At 50.6% G+C, this 20,877-nt stretch carries 22 protein-coding genes; 20 read left to right on the top strand and 2 right to left on the bottom strand.

Annotated elements, in window-relative coordinates:
* Positions 1–88: 88 nt before the first annotated feature.
* The 16 genes from NI21_RS16885 (at position 89) to NI21_RS0108865 (ending at position 13,595) form a co-directional block, all read left to right on the top strand.
* A complete protein-coding gene (locus NI21_RS16885; protein ID WP_197052619.1) occupies positions 89–343 on the top strand; it encodes a hypothetical protein in 255 nt (84 codons plus the stop codon).
* Positions 291–848: an RNA polymerase sigma factor gene (locus NI21_RS0108935; protein ID WP_369792787.1), complete on the top strand. Its 558-nt coding sequence runs from the start codon at positions 291–293 to the stop codon at positions 846–848. The genes NI21_RS16885 and NI21_RS0108935 overlap by 53 nt, the downstream gene beginning before the upstream one ends.
* Positions 838–1,599 carry a hypothetical protein gene (locus tag NI21_RS0108930; RefSeq protein WP_033125890.1) on the top strand — a complete coding sequence of 254 codons (762 nt, stop codon included), beginning with the start codon at positions 838–840 and terminating at the stop codon, positions 1,597–1,599. Before NI21_RS0108935 ends, NI21_RS0108930 begins: the two co-directional genes overlap by 11 nt.
* Entirely contained in the window at positions 1,580–2,470 is an 891-nt protein-coding gene (locus tag NI21_RS0108925) for an ABC transporter ATP-binding protein (protein WP_033125889.1), read from the top strand. Before NI21_RS0108930 ends, NI21_RS0108925 begins: the two co-directional genes overlap by 20 nt.
* Positions 2,457–3,674 (top strand): ABC transporter permease, encoded by a 1,218-nt coding sequence (locus NI21_RS0108920; protein WP_033125888.1) that lies wholly within the window; start codon positions 2,457–2,459, stop codon positions 3,672–3,674. The genes NI21_RS0108925 and NI21_RS0108920 overlap by 14 nt, the downstream gene beginning before the upstream one ends.
* Positions 3,675–3,681: 7 nt before the next feature.
* Positions 3,682–3,894 carry a hypothetical protein gene (locus NI21_RS0108915; protein ID WP_033125887.1) on the top strand — a complete coding sequence of 71 codons (213 nt, stop codon included), beginning with the start codon at positions 3,682–3,684 and terminating at the stop codon, positions 3,892–3,894.
* 29 nt (positions 3,895–3,923) lie between these two features.
* On the top strand, positions 3,924–4,397 hold the full coding sequence (locus NI21_RS0108910; RefSeq protein ID WP_033125886.1) for a MazG family protein: 474 nt from the start codon (positions 3,924–3,926) through the stop codon (positions 4,395–4,397).
* 161 nt (positions 4,398–4,558) lie between these two features.
* Positions 4,559–4,843 (top strand): hypothetical protein, encoded by a 285-nt coding sequence (locus NI21_RS0108905; RefSeq protein ID WP_033125885.1) that lies wholly within the window; start codon positions 4,559–4,561, stop codon positions 4,841–4,843.
* A 57-nt stretch (positions 4,844–4,900) separates the two neighbouring features.
* Positions 4,901–5,938, top strand: coding sequence for an IS1595-like element ISSag10 family transposase (locus tag NI21_RS0108900; protein ID WP_002837184.1), 1,038 nt, complete (start codon positions 4,901–4,903; stop codon positions 5,936–5,938).
* Between the two features lie 23 nt (positions 5,939–5,961).
* Positions 5,962–6,456: a lincosamide nucleotidyltransferase Lnu(C) gene (gene lnu(C) / locus NI21_RS0108895; RefSeq protein ID WP_019543803.1), complete on the top strand. Its 495-nt coding sequence runs from the start codon at positions 5,962–5,964 to the stop codon at positions 6,454–6,456.
* 120 nt (positions 6,457–6,576) lie between these two features.
* Entirely contained in the window at positions 6,577–8,199 is a 1,623-nt protein-coding gene (locus NI21_RS0108890; protein WP_242842834.1) for a DUF2075 domain-containing protein, read from the top strand.
* Entirely contained in the window at positions 8,180–8,512 is a 333-nt protein-coding gene (locus tag NI21_RS0108885; RefSeq protein WP_033125884.1) for a nucleotide pyrophosphohydrolase, read from the top strand. The genes NI21_RS0108890 and NI21_RS0108885 overlap by 20 nt, the downstream gene beginning before the upstream one ends.
* A gap of 79 nt (positions 8,513–8,591) precedes the next feature.
* Positions 8,592–10,337 (top strand): DUF2075 domain-containing protein, encoded by a 1,746-nt coding sequence (locus tag NI21_RS0108880; protein WP_033125883.1) that lies wholly within the window; start codon positions 8,592–8,594, stop codon positions 10,335–10,337.
* A gap of 578 nt (positions 10,338–10,915) precedes the next feature.
* The gene (locus NI21_RS0108875; protein WP_033125882.1) at positions 10,916–11,353 is read left to right on the top strand and encodes an Hsp20/alpha crystallin family protein; all 438 of its coding nucleotides are present in this window, start codon (positions 10,916–10,918) and stop codon (positions 11,351–11,353) included.
* A gap of 189 nt (positions 11,354–11,542) precedes the next feature.
* Positions 11,543–12,628, top strand: a complete 1,086-nt coding sequence (locus tag NI21_RS0108870; RefSeq protein ID WP_033125881.1) for a DnaJ C-terminal domain-containing protein — start codon at positions 11,543–11,545, stop codon at positions 12,626–12,628.
* Between the two features lie 148 nt (positions 12,629–12,776).
* Complete coding sequence (locus tag NI21_RS0108865) at positions 12,777–13,595, top strand: DNA-3-methyladenine glycosylase (protein ID WP_033125880.1); 819 nt, start codon at positions 12,777–12,779, stop codon at positions 13,593–13,595.
* A gap of 77 nt (positions 13,596–13,672) precedes the next feature.
* Here the strand turns inward: NI21_RS0108865 and NI21_RS0108860 are convergent, their stop codons facing one another.
* Together NI21_RS0108860 and NI21_RS0108855 are read right to left on the bottom strand one after the other, a co-directional pair.
* Positions 13,673–15,520 (bottom strand): ABC transporter ATP-binding protein, encoded by a 1,848-nt coding sequence (locus tag NI21_RS0108860; protein WP_033125879.1) that lies wholly within the window; start codon positions 15,518–15,520, stop codon positions 13,673–13,675.
* Between the two features lie 3 nt (positions 15,521–15,523).
* Positions 15,524–17,248 (bottom strand): ABC transporter ATP-binding protein, encoded by a 1,725-nt coding sequence (locus NI21_RS0108855; protein WP_033125878.1) that lies wholly within the window; start codon positions 17,246–17,248, stop codon positions 15,524–15,526.
* Between the two features lie 166 nt (positions 17,249–17,414).
* On the opposite strand from NI21_RS0108855, the gene NI21_RS0108850 reads away from it, so the two are divergent.
* The 4 genes from NI21_RS0108850 (at position 17,415) to NI21_RS0108835 (ending at position 20,842) form a co-directional block, all read left to right on the top strand.
* Positions 17,415–18,272, top strand: coding sequence for a DNA alkylation repair protein (locus NI21_RS0108850; RefSeq protein WP_052084026.1), 858 nt, complete (start codon positions 17,415–17,417; stop codon positions 18,270–18,272).
* Between the two features lie 259 nt (positions 18,273–18,531).
* Positions 18,532–19,092: a manganese efflux pump MntP family protein gene (locus tag NI21_RS0108845; RefSeq protein WP_033125877.1), complete on the top strand. Its 561-nt coding sequence runs from the start codon at positions 18,532–18,534 to the stop codon at positions 19,090–19,092.
* A 58-nt stretch (positions 19,093–19,150) separates the two neighbouring features.
* Positions 19,151–20,104: a 50S ribosomal protein L11 methyltransferase gene (gene prmA, locus NI21_RS0108840; protein ID WP_033125876.1), complete on the top strand. Its 954-nt coding sequence runs from the start codon at positions 19,151–19,153 to the stop codon at positions 20,102–20,104.
* Positions 20,105–20,842 carry a 16S rRNA (uracil(1498)-N(3))-methyltransferase gene (locus NI21_RS0108835; RefSeq protein ID WP_033125875.1) on the top strand — a complete coding sequence of 246 codons (738 nt, stop codon included), beginning with the start codon at positions 20,105–20,107 and terminating at the stop codon, positions 20,840–20,842. It abuts the gene before it with no gap.
* Positions 20,843–20,877: the final 35 nt, after the last annotated feature.

Below are 20,877 nucleotides of genomic sequence, written 5' to 3'. Positions count from 1 at the left end.
ACGATTTTACTTGTAGTGGGACTTGTCGTTTTTGTCAGGGAGAGAAGGATTAGAAAGCGCAGGGACGGCGGGGAAAGGTAGGAAGTGTATGGCCAGAAAAAAGGAGAGTATGGCAGAGGTTTTTGACACCAGGTCCGGGGTTGCGGGCCTGGTGTTTTTTGATGCAAAATATGTACCTGAGAAGGCGCAGGGAGGCTGCATTTTTTGCGAGGATGGACTATCCTTTTGGCCGGTTGAGCCGTTATATATAATAGAGGGAAGGATAAAAGGCGAAAAGGGGGTGTGTGGACTTGGATTTTGTCCTGATCAGAAGGATGAAGCAGGGGGACGAAGAGGCCTTTGATCTGTTTGTGCGAAAATATTATAGGGATATCCTGGTTTACTGCATCTGCCGCTGTGGGAACAGAGAGGAGGCCCAGGACCTGACCCAGGAGACCTTTATCCGCTTTTTCGCCCGGCTGTCTGCCTACTGTCACAGGGAGAAGGCAAAAAATTACCTGTATACCATAGCAAGGCATCTGTGCCTTGACTATCTGAAAAAAAGGAAGGAAATGCCGACTCCGGATCGGGAGCTGACAGAAAAGCTGGAACAGACAGATCTGAACAGGGAGAGCTCTCCGGACAGGGAATTCCATCTGGACAGGATCGCCATAGAGTCCGCCCTGAAAAAGCTTCCGGAGGAGCAGAGGGAGGCGGTGATCCTCTACTATTTCAGCGGCCTGAAGCTCCGGGAGATCGCCGAGACTCTGGGAATTAAGACGCCGCTGGTCAAATACCGCCTGAGACAGGCGAAGAATGTGCTAAGACAGCTGCTGCAGCCAGGAGGTGAAGAGGAAGATGGAATTTGAAAACAAGCTGGAAAAGTACAGAAGTATGCTGCAAAAAGACGCAGAGGAGGAGAGACTGCAGGAGACGGTCAGGAGGTCAAAGGAGGCGTTCCTTCTGTCCGAGCAGGACAGGCTGCTGACCTTCCATGAATTTGTCTGGGGACAGCTGGCGCTGATACGCAAGAGGTGGTGGTTGTGTCAGCTCGCTCTGCTCATTTTGCTGTGGATAGCCCTTGTGTCTGTGGAGGATGACGCCTATGTGCAGAGAAGCATGGGGGTGGCGGCCACACTGTTTGTCATCCTTGTCATTCCGGAGATCTGGAAGAACAGGGCCTGCCAGAGCATGGAGGTCGAGCTGGCCTCCTACTATACACTGAGACAGATTTACGCAGCCAGGATGCTCCTCTTTGGACTGGCGGATACCCTGCTTCTCACCCTGTTTTTCGGCGTGGCTGTGTCCCGGCTGCATGTCCCTGTGACGGAATTGTTGGTGGAATTCCTCTTACCCATGACGGTCACTGCCTGCATCTGCCTGCGCACACTGTGCAGCAGCCGGGTAAATGAGGTGACAGCGGCGGCGCTGTGCATGCTGTGGAGCGCCCTGTGGCTGTTTCTTGTGCTCAATGACAGGGTGTACACGCTGCTCACGGTTCCTGTGTGGCTGTCTCTTCTGGCGGCGGCCGGGGCGTATTTTGGCCTTGTCCTGTACCGGATGCTGAAAACGAATATGTATGATTGGGAGGGAATAGCTGATGGAGCTGAGATTAAATGATCTGACAAAGACCTTTGGGGATTTCACGGCTGTGGACCATGTGGACCTTGCCATGACAAACGGAGTCTATGGACTGCTGGGAGTCAACGGCGCGGGGAAGACTACGCTAATGCGGATGCTTTGCACCCTCATCCGTCCTACAGAGGGAACTATCACCTACAGGGGAAGGGATATTTTTGACATGGACGGGGAATACAGGAAGCTGCTTGGCTACCTTCCCCAGGAGTTCGGGTTTTACCCTGAGTTTACAGTACAGGACTATCTGCTCTACATCGCCTCCATCAAGGGAATTCGCCCTGCTGTTGCCAGGAAGAGGACGAAAATGCTGATCCAGAAGGTGGGACTTGGAAAGGCGGCAAACAAAAAGATGAAGACTTTGTCCGGGGGCATGAAGCGCCGCGCCGGGATCGCTCAGGCAATGCTGAACAACCCGAAAATATTAGTCCTGGACGAGCCCACGGCCGGGCTGGATCCCAACGAGAGGATACGCTTCCGCAACCTGATCAGCGAGCTGTCCGGGGAGCGGCTCGTGCTTCTGTCCACCCACATTGTCTCTGACATAGAGTATATAGCGAACGAAATATGGCTCATGAAGGATGGCAGGATCATCCGGCAGGGCGCCGTGGATCAGGTCATCCGATCCATGCCGGAAAGGGTGTGGAGCTGCCGCGTGGAGAAAAGGAGAGTTCCGCCCCTGGTCGACAGGTACAGGATTTCAAACATGAAGACTGAGGGAGAGAAGGTGAAGCTCAGGGTCATCTCGTCTGAGAGGCCGCTGCAGGGGGCGGTTCCGGTAAAGCCGACGCTGGAGGATGTATTTTTATATTATTTCGGAGAAAAAGCGGGGAGTGAAGACTATGATAAGATTTGAGATTAAAAAAGTATTTTCCAGGACAAGGAGCAAAACAGCGGCCCTGCTCCTTGTCATCGTGCTTTTGGCCGTGTCCATGCTGACTATCAGCAGAGTGGAGTACGTGGACGAGAGCGGAAACCACAGGACCGGAATGGGGGCGGCTGGAAAGCTCAGAGAGGAGAAAAATGTCTGGGCCGGATATCTGACGGGGGATGTCTTTCGGAGTGTTTACCAGGAGAACAGCAGGATCAACGGGGAGTATTCGTCCGGCTCCGCGGAGGGATCCACAGAGGCTGAAAACCGGATGTTTCAGGAGAAGCAGGGGATCTCGTCCATTGCCGATGTGATCAATCTGGCCAACAGCCCCTGGAGGGAGTATGATTACTACGCCATTGACAATATCACGGAGGACGAGGCCGCAAAGGTCTATGAAAAACGCATTTCCGGACTGGAGGAATGGTTTGCCTCCGGGGAGGAAGATTTCCCGGAGGCTCAGCAGGCCTTTCTTCTCGACCAGTACAAAAGTCTGGACACTCCCTTCTACTATGAATACTTTGACGGCTGGGGAGCGCTCCTGAAAAACATCTCCACATTTATGATGATCCTGGCGCTTTTTATCGGCTTTTTCGTGTCAGGCATCTTTTCGGACGAATTCCAGCTCAGAGCGGACGCTGTGTTCCTGTCGGCAAAGCTGGGAAGGAGCAGGGCGGTTCTGGCCAAAATTGCGGCAGGTCTATTGATGGCCACCGCACTGTTCGCTGCCTTTATCTTTGCGTACACCTTCATCGTGCTCTTCGTACTCGGCGCCGGCGGGGCGGGCAGTCCCATTCAGCTTGAGATGTGGAGAGATTTTTACAATGCCACGTTCCTGGAGACCTACCTGCTCATCGTGCTGGGAGGCTATGTGGGAACGATGTTCGCCGTCTCCGCCGCCATGCTCGTGTCAGCCATCACCCGCTCCACTGTGATCGCCATCATGGCCCCATTTGTGGTGCTGTGCGTGCTTCCCTTCCTGAGTCGGATCATTACCCTGCCGGCAATCTGCTCCTTCTTCCCAGACCGGCTCATGGATATCTACAATGCAGTCCAGGATTTCAGCCTGCTGGAGATCGGTGGAAAAGTGGTGGGCCTCCCGCCAGTTTTGATTTTGGTCTACGCCATAGCTGTTTTCGCCCTGCAGCCTGTGATTTATGGGGTGTGCAGGAGGGTGGAGGTTAGGTAGGGGATAAATGTTCCATAATGATCTTTGCTTTGGGGAGTGGTTGGGGCAAGGGCTAGGTCGCAAGCGCCGCACCGCCGCAAGTTGGCGCGCCGCCTTGGATAGAAAAATCAGTTGGCGGAACAAGGGGCAGGGTAAAGAGAGCAGTGATTACTTCAATAGTATTTTCACAATGAAATTACCCCACACCATTCCCATTTTCCTCAATTTTGCGGTACAATAATCTCAGCAAGACAAAGGAGTAAAAACACCATGACAAAGTTTGAAGAATTCCAGCAGGTTATTGCAAAGCTTCGGGGACCGGACGGATGTCCGTGGGACAGGGAGCAGACTCATGTAAGCCTGAAGAAGACGTGTATAGAAGAAGCGGCGGAGGTGATCGGTGCGATCAATATACTGGAGGAGACAGGGGATCCGGAAAATCTGAAAGAAGAGCTGGGCGATCTGCTTATGCAGGTGGTAATGCACGCGCAGATAGCGGAAGAGGAAGGCTACTTTACGATGAATGACGTGATACAGGGGATTACGGACAAAATGCTGCGGCGCCATCCCCATGTATTCGGAGAAGAGATAGTTTCCGATTCGGGCGAGGCGCTGACCAGATGGGATGAGATCAAAAAGCAGGAAAAGGCTGGCAAAGAATGGACAGAGGCCTATCTGCCGGACGCTTTTCAGGAATCAAAGGAGCTGATTGATGCGGCCGCAGAGAGAAAGCGGCTGCAGTAGTCTCAGTGTGGCGGGAACGGCAGGTCGGATTTTGGTAAATATCTGTTAGAATTAGAAAAATTTAAAAATGAGCAATAGTAAGAGGGTTGTGCAGGCGACAACAAAATGTAAATATGATAGAATAGAACATATATTAAACAATCTATGGCAGGGGTGACCATATGCTGATTTATGAAGGAACAAAAGACAATTTCTTAACAAGCGTAGAGCAGGATACAATTGCTGTGGAAATTGAAAACAATATTTATGAAAGAATGCATCGCCACACGGCAAAAAATGAATTTCGTGCATGGGAAAATTCCATGGAATATATGTATAAGGTTCTGAATGATCAAGATATTCCGTCGGATGCAGGGATTGCTATTGAATATAATATTCCCCAGACATCGAAACGTGTTGATTTTTTAATATCTGGGGCTCTGTCACAACAAATGGTTGATTTTTGACGAGAAATAGCGTATAATAATAGTAAGAAACAGTACCACCGAAGGAGGTAATTGGATATGCCTACTATCAAAGACGCATTAGATATTATCGGTAAGTTGACTGTCGCAGAGCAGGAAAGCCTTAAAACAATGCTTTTAAGTCCTGCCTTTGTAAAGTCTTTGAATATTGAAGATTTCGTAGCAAAGGAACGCTTTGCAAATGGTCGTGTATGCCCTCTTTGTGGCTGTATCCATGTGGTTCGCAATGGTCATCGTAAAGATGGCACACAGCGATATGTATGTAAGGATTGTGGCAAGTCCTTCGTGATTGCTACGAACTCCATTGTGTCTGGTACAAGAAAAGACTTGTCCGTGTGGGAGCAGTACATTGATTGTATGATGAATGGCTTATCCATTCGTAAGACTGCTGTTGCTTGTGGGATTCACAGAAACACCGCATTCCTTTGGAGACACAAGATTTTGGATGCACTTCAGAATATGGCAGACGATGTTACCCTTGACGGCATTATTGAGGCTGACGAAACTTTTTTCGCCATCTCGTACAAGGGCAATCATAGCAAGAGTAAGACATTTGCTATGCCACGCAAGGCTCATAAGCGTGGTCATTCTACACATATCAGAGGCTTGTCCCAAGAAAAGGTATGTGTTCCTTGTGCGGTTAATAGGAATGGCTTGTCTATCTCCAAGATTACGAATACTGGTAGAGTTTCTACAAGAGATTTACATCATATTTATGATGGTAGGATTAAGACCAATTCCACTCTTGTTACGGACAAGATGAACTCCTATGTGAGATTTACAAATGCCAATGGCATTGACCTTGTGCAGTTAAAGACTGGCAAAGCCAAGAAAGGCATTTATAATATCCAACATATCAATAGCTACCATAGCCAGCTAAAGAGGTTTATGCGTGGCTTTAACGGTGTTTCTACCAAGTATCTGAACAACTATCTTGTGTGGAATAACCTTGTAAATTACGCCAAAGAAAGCGACATGGAGAAAAGGAACATCTTCTTAACTTTCGTTTTGGCAACATTGAAAACTGCTAAATGCAGAGATTTATCAAACAGACCAGCAGTTCCTCTGGTCGCCTAATCAGAATTTGTGGAGATGATAAGATGGTCAATATAACAGATGTAAAACAGATTCTTCAATTTGCAATAGATGCGGAGATTAAAGTCTTTCTTGATGGTGGCTGGGGTGTAGATGCTCTTCTTGGATATCAGTCAAGAGCCCATAATGATATTGACATTTTTGTAGAAAAGAACGATTATCAGAACTTTATAGAAATAATGAAAGCTAATGGCTTTTATGAGATTAAGATGGAATATACAACATTGAACCATACTGTATGGGAAGATTTGAAAAACAGAATTATTGATTTGCATTGTTTTGAATATACGGACGAAGGTGAAATTCTTTATGATGGGGATTGTTTTCCGGTAGAAACTTTTTCGGGTAAAGGAAGAATTGAGGAAATAGAGGTTTCCTGTATTGAACCATATAGTCAAGTAATGTTCCATCTGGGATACGAGTTTGATGAAAATGATGCACATGATGTGAAGTTATTGTGTGAGACACTTCATATCGAAATTCCAAATGAGTATAGATAACTGCAAATAACAGTTTGTAGGGGAGTTCTGATACTCCCCTATAAAAATGGCTATTTATCAACTGTTTGTTGTGACATAGCCATATCTGGTTATGGAAAAAAAGGAGATGCCAATGTTGTCTTGATTGAACTGAAACAGTGGGATGAACTGGAAGCGGTTCCGGGGCGGGATGGCCTGGTACAGACTTATACCGGAAATGCTGTGAGGCAAGTTGTTCATCCTTCATACCAGGCATGGTCATATGCTATGCTGATCAGCGATTACAATGCTTCTGTGCAAGAGGGCATGATTTCCATCTTCCCATGTGCCTATTTACACAATTACAGACGGCATGAGCAGGATCCAATTGACGCCAAACAGTATGAAATATATCTGGAAAATGCCCCGGCATTTACACGCGGTGAAGTTACAAAACTGAGAGATTTCATTAAGAAGAGTATTCGGCTTGGTGATAAGAAAGAATTGATCTATAAGATTGATTCGGGACGTATTAAGCCATCAAAAAGTTTGCAGGACTCTATTGCCAAAATGCTGAAAGGCAATCGTGAATTTATTATGCTGGATGAACAGAAGGTTGTTTATGAGGAGATTTTGGATGAAGCAAGGCTTTCTGCCAAAGATGACAATAAGCGGGTCGTGATCGTAAAAGGTGGTCCTGGAACAGGAAAGAGCGTAGTAGCAGTGAATCTTCTTGCTGAATTGACGAAAGAGGATCAGTTCTGTCAATATGTATCTAAAAATTCCGCACCAAGAAATGTGTATCGAAAAAAGCTAAAGGGCAGTATAAGGAAAAGCAGCGTTGATAATATGTTCAAGGGCTCGGGAATTTATACAGAAGCAGAAAATAATATGGTTGACACAGTTCTTGTTGATGAAGCCCATCGTTTGAATAAAAAATCCGGGATGTTTCATAACATGGGTGAAAACCAGATTAAAGAGATTATTCATGCAGCGAAATGTAGTGTATTTTTTATTGATGAAAGACAAAGAGTCACGCTGCAGGATATAGGAAGTGTAGGAGAGATAAGAAAATGGGCTGACCAAGAAAATGCTCAGATTACGGAAATGGAATTAATATCTCAATTTAGGTGTAACGGGTCTGACGGATATCTGGCATGGCTGGATCATATATTGGAAATTCGTGATACTGCCAATTTTGATATGGTTGATATTGATTTTGATATTAGAATACTTGATTCACCTGTGGAAATGCAGAAGATGATCATTGAAAGAAATCGGTCATCGCATAACAGGGCAAGGATTTTGGCGGGATACTGTTGGGATTGGAAGAAAGAAGGAGTGAACGATTCATCTGTATACGATATAAAAATCGGAGATTTTGAAATTAGCTGGAATTTGAAAAATACAACTACTTATGCTATAGATGAAGATTCCGTCCATGAGGCGGGATGTATACATACGTCTCAAGGGTTGGAATTTGATTATGTCGGAGTCATTATTGGAGATGATATGCGATATGAAAATGGAAGGATTGTTACAGACTTTACAAGACGAGCCAGAACAGATCAGTCGTTGAAGGGAATTAAAAAATTATATAAAGAAAATCCGTATCTGGCAGAGAAAGAAGCAGATGAAATCATAAAAAATACTTATCGGACACTGATGACACGGGGTATGAAAGGTTGTTATGTATATTGTACAGATCAACGTTTGTCTGCTTATCTGAAAAAATGTCTGGGCATGCAAAAAGCGAGGGTTAAAGATGACAAAGGAAACAATTGAGCAGGTATTAAAATTCAGAGACGAGCGTAACTGGAAGCAATTTCACAATCCGAAGGATCTGGCAATCTCCATTAGTCTGGAGGCGGCAGAGCTGTTAGAGGTTTTTCAGTGGAGCGCAGAAGATGTCAGGTGTGAGGAGAAAAAAGATAAGATCAGGGAAGAGCTTGCGGATGTGTTGAATTACTGCATTCTGATGGCGGATACCTGTGGGCTGGATATGGATGAGATTATACAGGAAAAGATAAAGAAGAATGCGGAGAAGTATCCGGTAGAAAAAGCGTACGGACATAAAGAAAAGTATACGGAGCTGTGAGGATATGCAAGTAACAGTATTAGACGTTCGGTATATGGGTTGTTTTTCGAGCGGTAAAAGAGGTGTGTAAAGTAATCTGATGAAATATCCTATAGTAGAAAAAATCAATGACAGTATACAAGGATTAGAAGAGTTAGAGAGAAAACTGGATGTTAAAGATTTGCAGAAAGTCAAGGAAATTCTTTTAGAGTTTCCTACGGTTTATATTCATAGCTGGAAAGATACAGATGATTATGACGTTTATATAGGTGAGACCAATAATATTATTCAAAGAACAAGACAACATTTTGGATCAACTGGTATGAAGGAAAAATGGAACGATTCATTGAGTAAAAATAATGCCAATCTCTATATTATTGGTCATGAGCACTTTAATAAGTCATTAACATTAGATATTGAGAACCGATTAATGCTGTATCTCATGAGTTCGGAACATGTTCGCAAGATACATAATTTGCGTGGGAATCCACAAAGAAAATATTATCCTGATTTTGAAATGGATAGTATTTTTCAAAGGATTTGGAAAAAACTCAGAAGAGACAATAAAGAGCTGTTTCCCCAGGAGAGTGTTATAAAAGATTCTGCTGTTTTTAAAGCCTCACCACTTCATAGATTGACAGGAGAACAGGAGCAGATTAAAGATAAAATAATTGACAGGGTATTCAATGCATTGGATACTGAGATGGAAAATCAGCTGATATTTATTGAGGGGGAAGCGGGAACAGGTAAAACAGTTCTTAACAGCAGCACTTTTTATGACATCTATTCTTATGCGGAAGAAAAAGGAGACAAATCACTCCAATGTTGTTTGATTGTCAATCATGATGAGCAAATAAGAGTTTATAAGCAGATTGCGTTAAAGCTAGGTTTAGAAGACAAATATGGGGAGATTATTTGGAAACCAACGCGGTTTATCAATCATCACACTTCGGAGGCACCGATAGATGTTGCTTTTATTGACGAGGCCCATCTGTTATTGACTCAGGGTAAGCAGGCTTATAAGGGACGGAATCAGCTGCAGGACATTATGTGTCGAGCAAAGGTGACGGTTGTGATGTTTGATGAAAATCAAATATTAACTACGGAACAATACTGGGAATTTGAAAAATTAGAATATTTCCGGGCTTTATCAAAAAAACAAGGGAATTATTTTGTATTAACGAAGCAACTTCGTATCAAGGCGTCTGAAGAAATCATAGACTGGATTGATTGTTTGACTAAGAAGCAGGAAATCCATCCAATCCCTAAAGAAAAGGGGGGATACGAAATTAAAATATTTGATGATCCCTTTCAATTGGAAAAGGCGATAAAAGAAAAGACCAAGAATGATGATCACAAATTATCCAGAATGATTGCAACATATGATTGGAGCTATAATCCTAAGCCCGTAGCGAAAAAAAGACTGTTAAAATACTGGGAAGTAATTATTGGAAAATGGCATAAACCATGGAATTACGAATTAGAAAAAGATTTGGATAAAAATACAAAAAGGAAGAATAAAAGTCTGGCTTGGGCCGAACAGCCTCAGACGATAGACGAGATTGGGTCAACTTTTACGATACAGGGATTTGATTTAAACTATGCAGGTGTCATTTTGGGACCGTCAGTCAAATATCGTAAAGGGAAAATAGTTTTTGATCCAGCAGAAAGCTGTAATAGAAAAGCAGTGCAAAATCGAACATTATCAGATGGCAGTAGACAAAAATTCGGAGAGATACTCCTTCGGCATGAAGTTCGTATATTGATGACACGAGGTGTCGAAGGAATTTATATTTATGCGTGCGACCCTGAATTACAGGAAGCACTCGTTCGAGCAGATGCTTAATATAAGATAGGTCATATGATTCTGTTTGGAAGTGTTGTATAGAAATTAAATGGGCTTTTTGAATAATATGTAATTGTCTTTAGAGAGATGTCCCCTCCTTTCTGGTTTTGTCCAGCAAGGAGGGGACATCTCTCTATCGGGCTTCAGTCCAGATGGGAGTATCATAAAGCATTGCAGGAGTAAATGCCACCCCATTTTTGCAGGGCTTACTGTAGGTACAAATTCAGGGGGACATTTTTATGTTATCCGTGACCTGCATTTACTTTCTCATTTAACCGTACAATAATGAAAGAGAAAAAGCTACCCCCAGATCAGGGAAAATGTAAGACTAACGTCTACCCATAATTACATAAAATACTTTACTCGACTAAAAAGGTAGAAATAAGTTTTTCATTTAACCGGGTCAAAAATTTTTTAAAAAAATTAGCACTCACCTCTTGACAGTGCTAACAATAAGTGTTATATTACATCTAGAACAAAGGAAAGGAAATAAAAAGATCCCCTTCCAGTAGTTCAAAACCAACACTCCGGTCGCACGGAGTGCCAATATAAATGAATGATCAAAGGAGAGATGACTTATGATGATGCCTAGTATTTTTGGAGAAGATTTATTTAATGACTGGTTTGATTTTTCCTTCCCGGATGTTGACAGAAAGTATTACGGAAGACGCTCAGCAGATCAGGTGATGCGGACAGATGTGAAAGAGAAGGACGACGCTTACGAAGTAGAGATTGACCTGCCGGGATTTAAGAAAGACGAGATCAAGGCAGAGCTGAAGGAAGGCTACCTGACCATCAGCGCGGCCAAGAATGTGAACAAGGATGAGAAGAAGGATGGCAAGTACATCAGGCAGGAGCGCTTCACAGGAAATGTGAGCAGAAGCTTCTATGTGGGCAAGAACCTGACGCAGGAAGATATCCACGCGAAGTTTGAAAATGGTATCCTCACCCTGGATATCCCGAAGAAGGATCAGAAGCAGGTGGAGGAGAACCGCTACGTGACCATCGAAGGATAATGAGATTTCTCCCCGGGCAGCCTGTCCCGGGGAGGTTTTATATGATATTTGGAGTATAGAAAATATTCCGGCTGAAGGGCCGTTCATATAGATTTCAGATATGACAGGTATATTCTATTAAATATATGAATTAGAAATTTATATAGATTTTGACAGTTTACAGATGTGGACGATCGGGAGGTGATAGAGATGGAAGCAAAGAGAGACTACTATGAAGTGCTTGGTGTTGACAGAAACGCAGATCAAAATGCGATAAAGAAAGCGTACCGGAAGCTTGCAAAGAAATATCACCCGGATACAAATGCGGGAAATCCACAGGCTGAACAGAAGTTTAAAGAGGTAACAGAGGCCTACACGGTGCTCAGCGACCCGGAAAAGAAGAAGATGTATGACCAGTTCGGGCATGCGGCCTTTGACGGGACCGGTGGCGGAGCAGGCGCAGGCGGCTACACCGGAGGAGCCTACAGCACCGGCAACGGCGGCTACAGAGAATTCCATTTCGAAAACGGAAATATGGACGATATATTTGATGACCTGTTCGGAGATATTTTCCACGGGAAAAACAAAGGAGGATTTTCCGGCAGCTTCCACACAGGAGACGGAGGCGGCTTCCACCAGTCCTACTACGGAGGAACCGGCGGCTTTGGACGTGGCGGCTTCGGAGGCGGCTCCTTCCGCCAGAAGGGCTCAGACCTGCGGGCGCAGACCGAGGTGTCCTTTGACGAGGCGGCCTTTGGCTGTGACAAGATCATTACCTTCCAGGATCCGTCCGGGTCGGGGAATCCCCAGACTTTGCAGGTCCATATTCCGGCCGGCATTGACAGCGGCAAGAGCATTCGCCTGAAGGGCAAGGGCATGCCGGGAACCGGCGGCGGTGAACCGGGAGACCTTCTCCTGAAGGTACAGGTGGGGACAAAGCCAGGCTTTGAGCGGAAGGGAATGGATGTGTACACTACCGTGCAGATCCCCTTCACGACGGCGGTATTCGGCGGCGAGGCCCTTGTAAACACGCTCTACGGAAATGTCATGTGCAAGATCCATGAGGGCACCCAGTCCGGCACAAAGATCCGGCTGCGGGGCAAGGGAATTGTCTCCATGAAGGATCCGGCTGTGCACGGCGACCACTATGTGACGGTCCAGATCCAGGTTCCAAGGAACTTAAGCCAGGAGGCCAGGCAAAAGCTGAGAGAATATGAGCGGGCAGCAGGCGGCTCTGGAAGCCGGGGAAGCGGCGGCCACAGCACAGGCACCCATGGAAGAAAAAGTGCGGCATAAGCCATTTTGAAATAGATAGAAGGCGTCTGAGTTTTCAGGCGCCTTTTTTATGTCCAGGCGTGCCTGCACATGTTGATTTTGGATTGCAAAAGCCTCACTTTACCTGTAAAATCATAAAAAGACAAAAGAGCGATAAGAGAGGAAGACTATGGTAACCGTTACAAAAGAGCATTTTTCCCCGGGGCAGATCCTGGCTTCCGGCCAGTGCTTCCGCATGGAGGAAGTGAAAGAAGGGATCTGGGAGCTTGTGGCCGGGGACAGGTACCTGAAGATAGAAGAGACAGAGGAGGAGCACGTTTTCCGGTTTCACTGCGGGGAAGAGGAGCTGCGGGATTTCTGGGCCCCCTACTTTGACCTGGAGGGGGATTACGGGGCGTATAAGAAGCGGATAGACCCGGCGGACGCCTACCTTGTCCGGGCGGCGGACTTTGGACGGGGGATCCGCATCCTTAAGCAGGATCTGTGGGAGATGATCGTCACCTTTATCATTTCCCAGCAGAACAATATCCGGCGGATCAGAAGGATCGTGCAGCTCTTATCAGAAACATATGGTAAGAAATGTGTTTCCGGTGAGGGGAAGGTCTACGATTCGTTCCCCGGCCCGGGGGAGCTGGCCCGGGCCACGGAGGCAGACCTGCGGGCCTGTAACCTGGGCTACCGGAGCCGGTATATCCGAAAGACCGTGGAAATGGTCCTTGGGGGTGAGGTGGATCTGAAGGCCCTGGAGGGGATGGACTATCCCGCTGCCAGGGCGGAGCTTATGAGGCTTAGCGGCGTGGGCGGCAAGGTGGCGGACTGTATCTGCCTCTTTGCCCTCCACCACCTGGAGGCCTTCCCGGTGGACACCCACATCAAAAAGGTGCTGGATGAGCAGTACCCGGAGGGTTTCCCCTTTGAGCGATATGCAGGCTTCCAGGGGGTGCTGCAGCAGTATATTTTTTACTATGACCTGCATGGGCGTCCCTGAGGCAGTATTGAGACGGCGCTGAGATGGCACCGGGTTGCGCTGAGACGGCGCCGGGATGGCGCTTCAGGCCGGGACTGTCAGGAGAGCTCGAACATGCCGTGGTAGAGCTGGTAGTACATGCCCTTCTGGTCCAGCAGCTCCTGGTGGTCGCCCCGCTCGATGATGCGGCCGTGATCCAGCACCATGATGGCGTTGGCGTTGCGGACCGTGCTGAGGCGGTGGGCGATGACAAACACTGTGCGGCCCTCCATGAGCCGGTCCATCCCCTTCTCGATGAGGCTCTCTGTCCTCGTGTCGATGCTGCTGGTGGCCTCGTCCAGAATCAGCACCGGCGGGTCGGCCACAGCGGCCCTGGCGATGGCAAGGAGCTGGCGCTGCCCCTGTGAGAGGCGCTGCCCGTCTCCGGTGATCATGGTATCGTAGCCGTCGGGGAGCCTGCGGATGAAGGAGTCGGCGCCGGCCAGACGGGCGGCATTTTCCACCTCCTGATCTGTGGCGTCCAGCTTCCCGAAGCGGATATTGTCGGCAATGGTGCCGGTAAAGAGATGAGTGTCCTGGAGCACCACGGCCATGGAGCTTCGCAGGGCCTCTTTTTTTATGTCTCTTATATCGATGCCGTCGTAGGTGATGGCGCCTCCGCTGATGTCGTAAAAGCGGCTGATCAGGTTGATGATGGTGGTCTTCCCGGCGCCGGTGGAGCCCACGAAGGCAATCTTCTGGCCCGGCTTGGCGTAGAGGCTGACCTTGTCCAGTATCTTTTTGTCCTCCCTGTACCCGAAGGACACATCGTGAAAGCGGACGTCCCCGCGAAGGGGCGTGAGGGCGTGGGTGCGGGTATCCTCCCAGGCCCATTTCCCTGTCCGCTGCGCGCTTTTTTCCAGGTTTCCCTGACTGTCCGCCGTGACGTTTGCAAGGACTACGTGGCCTGCGTCCTCCTCCGGCGTCTCGTCCATCATGTCGAAGATCCGCTCCGCGCCGGCCAGGGCGGCCAGCATGAAGTTAGACTGCTGGGTGAACTGGTTTACCGGCAGGGTGGACTGGCGCACAAAGATGAGATAGCTTGCCAGGGTGCCAATGTCGATGCGGCCCCAGATGGCCATCAGGCCGCCCAGGACAGCCACCACCGCGTAGTTGATGTAGGAAATGCTGACCACCATGGGGATCATGGTGCTGGAGTAGGCGGTGGCCTTTGTCCCCGCCTCCCGCAGGAGAGCGTTTTTCTCGTGGAAGGCCCTCAGACTGTCCGCCTCGTGGTTGAAGACCTTGACCACCTTCTGGCCCCGGATCATCTCCTCGATGTAGCCGTTCAGCTCGCCCAGGTACTGCTGCTGGTGATTGAAATAGTAGGTGCTCTTTTTCCCGCTGTAGCGGATGTAGAGGAACATGGAGGCGTACCCGAGGACAACCAGGAAACTGAGCTGCCAGTTCAGGATGAAGAGGATGGTCAGCGTCCCCACAACCTGGATAAAGCTCTGGATGATCATAGCAAAGCTGTTGTTGAGGGCGTCGGAGATGGTGTCCACGTCGTTGGTGAAGCGGCTCATGGTGTCCCCGTCCGGGTGGGAGTCAAAGTACCCGAGAGGCAGCTTTTCCATGGTGTGGAAGAGGTCCCGGCGGATGTCATAGATGATCTTCTGGGCGGCTTTTACCATGGTCTGGCTGTAGCCGAAGGCTGCGGCCGCCCCGGTCAGGTAGATGGCGGCGGTGACCGCCACGCCGAAGATGAGCCCCTTCAGGTCCCCCGGCACGATATACTGGTTGATGATGGGCTTTACCATGTAGGTGCCAAGCAGGTTGGCTCCCGCGCTGACGGTGACAAGAAGGGCCACCGCCGCCAGCAGGAATTTATGCATGCCCATGTAGGAGAGGAGCTTCCCAAATGTGCGCCGCAGGTTTTTGGGGCGCTTTCTGTTCGCTGTTGCCATGGCCTATCTGCCTCCTTTCTGTGACTCGTAGATTTCCCGGTAAATGGGGCTCTCTGCAAGGAGAGACTGGTGGGTCCCCACCGCGTGTATCCGTCCGTCGTCCAGTATCACGATCTTGTCCGCGTGCATGACGGACAGGATGCGCTGGGCGATGACCAGCTTTGTCATGGAGGGGATGGCCTCCAGAGCCTCCCGTATCCGGCTCTCTGTGGCCGTGTCCACGGCGCTGGTGGAGTCGTCAAAGATGAGGATCTTCGGCCGTTTTAAGAGAGCCCGGGCAATGCACAGGCGCTGCCTCTGCCCTCCCGACAGGTTGACCCCTCCCTGGTCCAGCCGGGTGTCCAGCCCCTCCGGGAGGGTGCGGATGAACTCGTCGGCGCAGGCGGCGCGGCAGGCCGCCTGCAGCTCAGCTTCCGTGGCTCTGGGGTTGCCCCACAGGAGATTTTCCCGGATGGTGCCGGAGAAGAGGACGTTTTTCTGGAGCACAATGCCTACCCCGTCCCGGAGAGCCTCCAGGCTGTAGGAGCGCACGTCCCGTCCTCCCACGCGGACAGAACCCGAGGTGGCGTCGTAGAGCCTGGGGATGAGCTGCACAAGGGTGCTCTTGGAGGAGCCTGTGCCGCCGATGATGCCCACCGTCTCCCCGGCCTCTATGTGGAGGTCGATGTCGGAGAGGGTGTACTCCTTTGCCTCTTTTTTATACTTGAAGGACACGTGGTCAAAGTCGATCTGTCCGTCCGGGATCACCTGGCAGGGATTTTCCGGGTCGGACAGGGTGCTTGTCTCGTCGAAGACCTGGTTGATGCGCCGGGCGCTGGCCAGGGACCGGGTCAGCATGAGGAACACGTTGGATATCATCATGAGGGAGTTGACGATCTGGAGCACATAGCTTAAGAAGCCGGTCAGCTCTCCCACCTGCATGCTGCCGGCCTGGATAAAGCCGCCGCCGAACCAGAGGATGAGCACGATGGAGGTGTACATGGTGAGCTGGAAGGCGGGCAGGTTCAGCACCGCGAAGTGGAAGGTGGTGCGGCTTGTGTCCGCCAGATCCCGGTTGGCCTTTTCAAAGACCTCCTCCTCGTACTCCTCCCGCACAAAGGCCTTGACAGCCCGGATGGCGGTGAGGTTTTCCTGGATGGCCGCGTTGACCCTGTCCATGCAGACCTGCAGCTTCCCGTACAGGGGCGCCACCTTGCGCACGATGAAAAACAGGATGCAGGCCAGGACAGGGGTGCAGATTACAAACACGAGGGCCAGGGCGGCGTTCATCCAGAAAGCCAGGAAGAGCCCCATGATGAGCATCACCGGTCCCCGGACCATGGGCCGTATGCCCCCTGTGATGGCGTTCTGCATGACGGTGATGTCCGTGGTCATGCGGGTGATCAGGGAGGAGGTGCTGAAGTGGTCCAGGTTGGCAAAGGAGTAGGACTGGATCCTGGAAAACTCAGCCTCCCGCACGCCGGAGCCAAAGCCCAGGGCGGCCCTGGCGGCGTATCTGGCGTAGAGGAGCCCTGTGATGAGGGAGAAGAGGGCGCAAAAGCCCATCTGCACGCCCTTCATGCAGATGTAGTGAATGTCCCTTGTCTGGACGCCCACGTCGATGATGTCCGCCATGATCAGCGGTATGGTCAGCTCAAAGCCTGTCTCAGCAATGATGAACAGGATGCTGAGGATAAATTCCTTCTTAAATGGCCCAAGGTGTGTGAAAACGCGTTTCAGGTCCTGCAAGATAATCCCCCGTTTCGTGTAAAATTTCTGTTTCTGTAAAAATCAGACTGCTCTCATTATAGCACAGTCCCGGGAGAAAGACAGAGGCGGATATGCTTGATTTTTCCTGAAACAGATGTGAAAATAGAGTTTAAAAGGGATTTCAGCTCTGGAAAGGAGAACCTGTATGCCGAAAAGCAAAACAAAAGCATCTGCCGAAAAAGCATCTGTCAGCCTGCCGCCCGGCTGTCTGGAGAGCCGGGAGAAAATGAGGAAGTATCTGGAGAGCCTGGGGGAGCCCTCCTATCTGCGGTTCGCCAGCTCCCTGATCCCGGAGCTGCCTGTGGAGCGGTTCCTGGGGATCCGTCTTCCCCTGCTGCGAAAAATCGCCCGACGCATTGCCGCGGACCGGTGGGAGGAGTGGCTTTCCCGGGCCGGGCAGGACAGCTTCGAGGAGGTGATGCTCCAGGGGATGGTCATCGGCTACGGGCTGGATAACATGGAACGGCGGGCAGGCGGAGCGCGCAGGCTGCGAGGCCAGGAGGAGCATGGCCGGGAGGAGCGCGGACAGGAGGAACTCCTGGGGGAGGCCCGGCGGCTGATCTGCTGGTTCCTGCCAAGGATTGACAACTGGTCTGTCTGCGACAGCTTCTGCAGCACCCTGAAGATCGCCGGCAGGCACCGGGCGCAGCTCTGGCCCTTTGTCACGGGCTGCCTCCGGAGCGGGGAGGAGTACACGGCCCGCTTCGGGGCGGTCATGCTGCTGGACTACTATGTGGACAGGGAGTACCTTGGGGAGGCCCTGGCAGAGCTGGAGCAGGTGGACCAGGACTCCTACTATGTGAAGATGGCCGTGGCCTGGGCCCTTTCCATGTTTTACCTGGAGTTCCCCAAGGAGACGGAGGCTTTTCTTGAGGCCTGCCGTCTGGATGACTTCACTTATAATAAGACGCTGCAGAAAATCTGCGAGTCCAGGAGGGCAGACCGGGAGATGAAGGAGAGGGTTCGGGCTATGCGAAGAGGAAAGTTGATAAAAAATGATTGACAAGCCTCGTTCTTCTCCTTATAATGAACAGAAGCGATAAGGGAGTAGTTGGCGCCTGGGGCGCAGTACTGTCAACATACTGATGCTGTCCTGGCATCTGGCATTACTTGAAATAATGAGACTTATCCGCGCAGAGAGTATCTGCCGCGGATGGGTCTTTTTTTACGCGCTGCCCGCGCTGCATCCGCCCGGCCGCTGACAGGGGAGAGGGGCTTTCGGCCCCGGGAGGGACACAAAAGAAGACAAAAGGAGAAGAAAAATGGGACTGATCGAACTTTTTCTGATGGCGGTGGGGCTGTCCATGGACGCCTTTGCCGTGTCAGTCTGTAAGGGCCTCGCCATGAAGAAATGCACCTGGGCCAAGGCGGGGATCGTGGGACTTTATTTTGGGGTATTCCAGGCGGGGATGCCGGTCATCGGGTATCTCCTGGGGAGCCAGTTCAAGGAGATCATCACCTCCATAGACCACTGGATCGCCTTCATCCTGTTGGGACTTATCGGCGCCGGCATGATAAAGGAGGCCTTTGGAGGGGAGGACTGCGAGGCGGACGACTCCCTGGATGTGCGGACCATGCTGCCCCTGGCGGTGGCTACCAGTATCGACGCCCTGGCGGTGGGTATCACCTTCGCCTTTCTGAAGGTGGAGATCGTGCCTGCGGTATCCTTCATCGGCGTGACCACCTTTGTCATCTCCGCGGCGGGCGTAAGGATCGGCAACGTGTTTGGCTCCCGCTGGCAGAAGGGAGCCCAGATCGCAGGGGGCGTGATCCTCGTCTGTCTCGGGGTGAAAATCCTCGTTGAGCATTTGGGGCTCATATGATAAACTGATGTGGAAAGGAATGTTCCGCCGGGAAGAGGCGGGACAGAGGTGAGACGGTATGAAATGGAATAAATTTCGTTTGAAGACAACAACCGCGGCGGAGGAGATCGTCAGCAGTTCCCTCATGGAGCTGGGTATCCAGGGGGTGGAGATCGAGGATAAAATTCCTCTCACCCAGGCGGACAAGGAGCAGATGTTTGTGGATATCCTTCCCCAGACTGAGGAGGACGACGGCGTGGCCTACATTACCTTCTATATGGAGGAGGAAGACGACAAGGAGGAGATGCTGGGGAAGGTGCGCGCAGAGCTTGAGGACATCTCTGCCTTTGTGGATATCGGGGAGGCCTCCATCGAGGAGTCCCAGACAGAGGACGTGGACTGGGTGAACAACTGGAAGCAGTATTTCCACCAGTTTACCGTGGACAACGTGCTCATCATCCCCTCCTGGGAGGATGTAAAGCCGGAGGATGAGGACAAGCTGATCATCCACATTGATCCGGGGACGGCCTTTGGCACAGGTATGCACGAGACAACCCAGCTGTGTATCCGCCAGCTGAAGAAATACGTGGAGCCGGGCATGAGGATCCTGGATGTTGGCTGCGGCAGCGGCATCCTTGGTATGCTGGCCCTGAAGTTCGGCGCGGGCTACTCCGTGGGCACGGACCTGGATCCCTGCGCCATTGACGCCACCCACGAAAATATGGCTGTCAACGGCATTGAGAAGGATCAGTACGAGGTCATGATCGGAAACATCATTGACGACAGAGAGGTTCAGGACAGGGCTGGCTATGAAAAGTACGACATTGTGGCCGCCAACATCCTGGCGGATGTGCTGGTACCCCTGACGCCGGTGATCCAGGCCCAGCTGAAAAGCGGCGGTATTTACATCACAAGCGGGATCATAGAGGACAAGGAGGAGACCGTGGTGGAGGCAGTGAAGGAAGCCGGCATGGAGCTTCTGGAGGTACATCACCAGGGAGAGTGGGTCTCCGTCACAGCGAGGAAACGATAGATGCAGCATTTTTTTGTGACGCCGGATCAGGTGGAAAAGCCATACATTTATATAGAAGGTTCTGATGTGAACCACATGAAAAATGTGCTCCGCATGAAAAAGGGCGAGAGGCTGGAGGTCAGCGACGGCAACAACCGCAAATATATCTGCCAGGTCACAGGCTACGAGGAGGGCCGGGCCCGGCTTGAGATAGAGGAGGAGAGGGAGCTGGACACAGAGCTTCCCTCCCCCATCTGGCTCTTCCAGGGACTTCCCAAGAGCGACAAGATGGAGCTGGTGGTGCAGAAGGCAGTGGAGCTGGGAGCCCGGGGCGTGGTCCCTGTGGCGGCGAAGCGCTCCGTGGTGAAGCTGGACGGACCCAAGGCGGAGAAAAAGGTAAAGCGGTGGAACGAGATCGCCAAAAGCGCGGCCAAGCAGGCGGGCCGGGGCATCATCCCGGAGGTGAAGAGCGTGTGCAGCTTTGACGAGGCCCTGCAGGCGGCGGGCAGTCTGGATGTGATCCTCTTTCCCTACGAGCTGGCAGAGGGCATGGACTACACGCGAAAGGTCATTGAGGAGATACGGCCGGGCCAGTCTGTGGGCATCTTTATCGGGCCCGAGGGCGGATTTGAGAGAGAGGAAGAGGAGAAGGCGCTGGCCGCCGGCGCCAGGGTCATCACCCTGGGCAGGCGGATTTTGCGCACCGAGACAGCGCCCCTCATGGTGCTGGCCATCCTGGGCTATCACCTGGAGCCCTGAGGCGCATAAATTAATAGTAAAAAGTACAGGAGTGA

Source organism: Eubacterium sp. ER2 (assembly GCF_000765215.1).
Taxonomy (GTDB): Bacteria; Bacillota; Clostridia; order Lachnospirales; family Lachnospiraceae; genus Claveliimonas; species Claveliimonas intestinigallinarum.
Note: the sequence above shows the minus strand (reverse complement) of the source record. Positions and strands in the feature narration are given on the sequence as shown.

Bases quoted from the DNA above. Each gene is read 5' to 3' on its own strand.
- NI21_RS16885 (WP_197052619.1), top strand. From the start codon at position 89: ATGGCCAGAAAAAAGGAGAGTATGGCAGAGGTTTTTGACACCAGGTCC.
- NI21_RS0108930 (WP_033125890.1), top strand. From the start codon at position 838: ATGGAATTTGAAAACAAGCTGGAAAAGTACAGAAGTATGCTGCAAAAA.
- NI21_RS0108925 (WP_033125889.1), top strand. From the start codon at position 1,580: ATGGAGCTGAGATTAAATGATCTGACAAAGACCTTTGGGGATTTCACG.
- NI21_RS0108920 (WP_033125888.1), top strand. From the start codon at position 2,457: ATGATAAGATTTGAGATTAAAAAAGTATTTTCCAGGACAAGGAGCAAA.
- NI21_RS0108915 (WP_033125887.1), top strand. From the start codon at position 3,682: ATGTTCCATAATGATCTTTGCTTTGGGGAGTGGTTGGGGCAAGGGCTA.
- NI21_RS0108910 (WP_033125886.1), top strand. From the start codon at position 3,924: ATGACAAAGTTTGAAGAATTCCAGCAGGTTATTGCAAAGCTTCGGGGA.
- NI21_RS0108905 (WP_033125885.1), top strand. From the start codon at position 4,559: ATGCTGATTTATGAAGGAACAAAAGACAATTTCTTAACAAGCGTAGAG.
- NI21_RS0108900 (WP_002837184.1), top strand. From the start codon at position 4,901: ATGCCTACTATCAAAGACGCATTAGATATTATCGGTAAGTTGACTGTC.
- NI21_RS0108885 (WP_033125884.1), top strand. From the start codon at position 8,180: ATGACAAAGGAAACAATTGAGCAGGTATTAAAATTCAGAGACGAGCGT.
- NI21_RS0108880 (WP_033125883.1), top strand. From the start codon at position 8,592: ATGAAATATCCTATAGTAGAAAAAATCAATGACAGTATACAAGGATTA.
- NI21_RS0108875 (WP_033125882.1), top strand. From the start codon at position 10,916: ATGATGATGCCTAGTATTTTTGGAGAAGATTTATTTAATGACTGGTTT.
- NI21_RS0108870 (WP_033125881.1), top strand. From the start codon at position 11,543: ATGGAAGCAAAGAGAGACTACTATGAAGTGCTTGGTGTTGACAGAAAC.
- NI21_RS0108865 (WP_033125880.1), top strand. From the start codon at position 12,777: ATGGTAACCGTTACAAAAGAGCATTTTTCCCCGGGGCAGATCCTGGCT.
- NI21_RS0108860 (WP_033125879.1), bottom strand. From the start codon at position 15,520: ATGGCAACAGCGAACAGAAAGCGCCCCAAAAACCTGCGGCGCACATTT.
- NI21_RS0108850 (WP_052084026.1), top strand. From the start codon at position 17,415: ATGCCGAAAAGCAAAACAAAAGCATCTGCCGAAAAAGCATCTGTCAGC.
- NI21_RS0108845 (WP_033125877.1), top strand. From the start codon at position 18,532: ATGGGACTGATCGAACTTTTTCTGATGGCGGTGGGGCTGTCCATGGAC.
- prmA (WP_033125876.1), top strand. From the start codon at position 19,151: ATGAAATGGAATAAATTTCGTTTGAAGACAACAACCGCGGCGGAGGAG.
- NI21_RS0108835 (WP_033125875.1), top strand. From the start codon at position 20,105: ATGCAGCATTTTTTTGTGACGCCGGATCAGGTGGAAAAGCCATACATT.